We start from the raw sequence: 3,070 nt of genomic DNA, 5'->3' as shown, positions 1-3,070 counted from the left end.
GACTTGGGGCGCGGGTGCTCCCGGCTGCGCGGCGGCTAGTTCTAGGGCATCAGCTATGCGGTTGACTGCTGTCGAAAGACCTGCTGTTGGCGGGGGCGCGCCGGAAATTGCTATGCTCGGCAGAGTCCCGGGTGCGGCGGCTCCGGGAAGTGGGGCAAGCTGCGAGTTTGCCTGGGGTGCTTTGTTTTGTTCGATCGCCACTAGCGAGCGCTGGGCGTATTCGACAAACTGGGTGTCCGGTGCTGTTTTGCCACTTGCTGCTGGCGTTCCGGCAGCCGGGGCGGAGCCGGCGGGGAAGCGTATCAGTCCCGACCTGCTTGCGAGCCACAATCCCATGACTAGCAGCAGCGACCCGCAGGCTGCTCCCAGCAGGATTCTATCGAATGATTGTTTGGAACGCTGTTTTTTGGTTGTTTCTAGTGCGACTTGGCGGGCGATCGCTTCTACGTCTTTTTCGCCTTGCGGAGCTTGGGGCGTTAACTGCGACAAAACTATTTGAGGTACCGAGATCGATTTGAGCGACACGAATTCTGGCGCCACCGGCTCTGGTGGTACTTGGCCCCTGCCGTCGAAAGCTCGATCGACCCCTTCAAACAGTTCATCCATCAACCTATCGGCGTAGGACTCAACTGCCACTGCTTCGGCTGGCACTGTTTCGACTGTCGCCACCACGGCGATCGGATCGGACGTTGATTCCAAAGGCATCTGTTTGGCGATTACTTTTTGAGACATAGTTTTCTGTTTGCTCCCGCTCCTCGACCACCCTGAGATTGTCTGGTTCAGACTTCTACAAGATACTTGTGATGTTGACCAATTCTTTGCTCAGAACAGGTCAATTGTAGCTTAACCTCATCATATTTTAGTGGTCAATCAACTTACTTTGCCCGATCGACTTGATGTTTTGCGTATTTTGGGCTTTTTTCGCCCCCGCTTTCTGCTGCCAGTCTTACTCGCTTACCCTGACTTTTAATGCACGTTCTACTGCTTTTGTCAACCCCACCCTCCGGGCATTCACAGTTTTTGACACAAAGCTTTACTTGAGGCTCTCGCAAAAAAAGCGGGTTTTTGCCGCTGTTTCCGCTTGCATTGCAGCGTTGAAAAGGATTTCAGACTTTTACCAGTTTTGAATTTGTAGGTCTGTTTGCTTAAAAATAATCACAAGTTCCAAATTTTCTCATAACTCATGGCTCCACAAGCGGTAACAACCGCTGTAATTCCTCACAAGCTGCCTGAAGCGATCGCGGCGCATCTTCTGGTAAGCTCTGAGAATAACATCGATCGGCTAAATCCTCAACAGCGGTTTTGCAAATAGCCTCATTATTCTCAAATTTTGGATAAACAGCCTCCTCATTCACGGTTTCTCCCTGCAAATAGTGTATCCAAGTCTCAATATTGCGCTTGGGAACGAATATTGCGATCGCTTCATTCGAGCGTCTATTTTCCTGCTCATTTTCATCAAGGACACTAGCTAACTGATTGAGTCTTGCTTCCAGCGTACCCCTATCTGCATCAATTAACACGACTAATCCGATCGACACCCGGTTTTTATTCTGGCGATAAGCTTTCACCTCCACCGGATACTGACTGCGTACATACTGTTCTCCTGATTGGCTACCTTTCGGACAAATATTAGCCCGAAATCGACCTGTAAAACCTCGCTTTTTTAGGAAATAACGCGCAAAAACCTCCTGCTGTCTGTCTTCGCAGAGAATGACAATCTGAACTCTACGCTGACTCATTCAACCATCCCCGTGCAATTAGTTCAGAAACTGGCAATCCAGAAGTGTCAGCTACTTCACTGCTAATTCGTTTGACTCGAACAGCAGCATTGCTTTGACGCTCAAACCAATAGCCAATCGGTGAAGCTAAAAGATAGTTAATTAACTCAGGATGGTGAGAAATTAGTAATGCTTGAAGTTTTCCCTCGCTACAAAGGTCATAAAGCTCAATCAGCCAGGGTTGAATTTCTGGCAATGCTAAAAAGTTTTCCGGTTCATCAATCCACAAAGTATAGTCTTCAGATTTTGTACCGTGAATTAGTGCGTATAAAACAACTAATGTTTTTTGTCCGTCCGACAATTCTCTGAGACGATATTCAAGTGGCTTGTTGTTATCTTTTTCTCCTGAAAACCGCAGTTTTAACACCAAATTATCTTCGCTGACTCGCTCAAACTTAAAATTTGTGAATCCATCCAAAACCTCTCTTAAAATCATGCCAATTTCAGCAACTTTACCTTGATCTTCAGATAAGTAGCGATACCAAGAAACAAAATTTTCCATTTTAGGAGTCAAACGCCTTTGTTCTTGGCTGCTTTCATCAACCATCAAGCTGGGTACAACTTGCACGATGATAAATCGCGCCATCCGTTCTCTAAACCAAGTTAACTTCGTGTTGTCGTTTCTTGGCATCAATGAAGGCAGAATAGATTGCGACCAGTCAAACTGGTATTTGGGGCCCGGTGAATAATCATCTCGATAGAGTTGAACTTCGCCGAATTCAAATTGTAGTAAAGGCTGGTTATCAAAGAGCAGACTCTCGTACCTAACACGACATTTATCTCCATACTCATCGATTTGTAATTGATATTTGTAGCAGCCGTCATTACCGAGAATTTCTAACTCGAAACGCTGAATTTGTAAGATTTGCCAGCGGGTGAAGTCCGCAGGTTTGAAAATTCCTTCTACCTTACTGTCGCCGCTAACCAATGCTTGGATTTTCTGCAACACCTCAAAAACTGTTGATTTACCCGAGCCGTTACCACCGAGAAATAGATTAATTGCATCAAAATCCAGTTCAAAGTTTACTAGACAGCGAAAATTGTCAATATATATTCGTTTCAGCATGGGATTTTTTTATTCACAATTTCTCTAGCTCCTGTCATTGTTAACAGGAGCTAAACACAACACTCATAAAACTAAAATTAACCCACCAGTTCCGCCAATTCCAACCACCTTTCAGTCGCCCGATCGATCTCTTGATTCAATTGGCCCAAACGTTCAGATAACTTTTTCACCTCACCAAACGCACTGGGAGGATTTTCCGACAAAATCTGCTCAATCTCTGCTTTCT

Annotated in this window: 3 protein-coding genes and 1 pseudogene; all 4 read right to left on the bottom strand. The window is 45.9% G+C overall.

The window, feature by feature from the left end:
* Nucleotides 1-732 (bottom strand): annotated as a pseudogene (locus IQ270_RS29390) (hypothetical protein); the annotation flags it as partial.
* Between the two features lie 449 nt (nt 733-1,181).
* Nucleotides 1,182-1,739: a hypothetical protein gene (locus tag IQ270_RS29385; RefSeq protein WP_193976641.1), complete on the bottom strand. Its 558-nt coding sequence runs from the start codon at nt 1,737-1,739 to the stop codon at nt 1,182-1,184.
* Nucleotides 1,726-2,844 carry an AAA family ATPase gene (locus IQ270_RS29380; protein WP_193976640.1) on the bottom strand — a complete coding sequence of 373 codons (1,119 nt, stop codon included), beginning with the start codon at nt 2,842-2,844 and terminating at the stop codon, nt 1,726-1,728. The genes IQ270_RS29385 and IQ270_RS29380 overlap by 14 nt, the downstream gene beginning before the upstream one ends.
* A 77-nt stretch (nt 2,845-2,921) precedes the next feature.
* Nucleotides 2,922-3,059, bottom strand: coding sequence for an ABC transporter C-terminal domain-containing protein (locus IQ270_RS29375; protein ID WP_339384139.1), 138 nt, complete (start codon nt 3,057-3,059; stop codon nt 2,922-2,924).
* Between the last annotated feature and the right edge of the window lie 11 nt (nt 3,060-3,070).

The organism is Microcoleus sp. LEGE 07076 (genome assembly GCF_015207455.1).
Lineage (GTDB): Bacteria > Cyanobacteriota > Cyanobacteriia > Cyanobacteriales > Microcoleaceae > Microcoleus.
Note: the sequence above shows the minus strand (reverse complement) of the source record. Positions and strands in the feature narration are given on the sequence as shown.

Coding starts and splice junctions, on each gene's coding strand:
- IQ270_RS29380 (WP_193976640.1), bottom strand. CDS start 2,844: ATGCTGAAACGAATATATATTGACAATTTTCGCTGTCTAGTAAACTTT.
- IQ270_RS29385 (WP_193976641.1), bottom strand. CDS start 1,739: ATGAGTCAGCGTAGAGTTCAGATTGTCATTCTCTGCGAAGACAGACAG.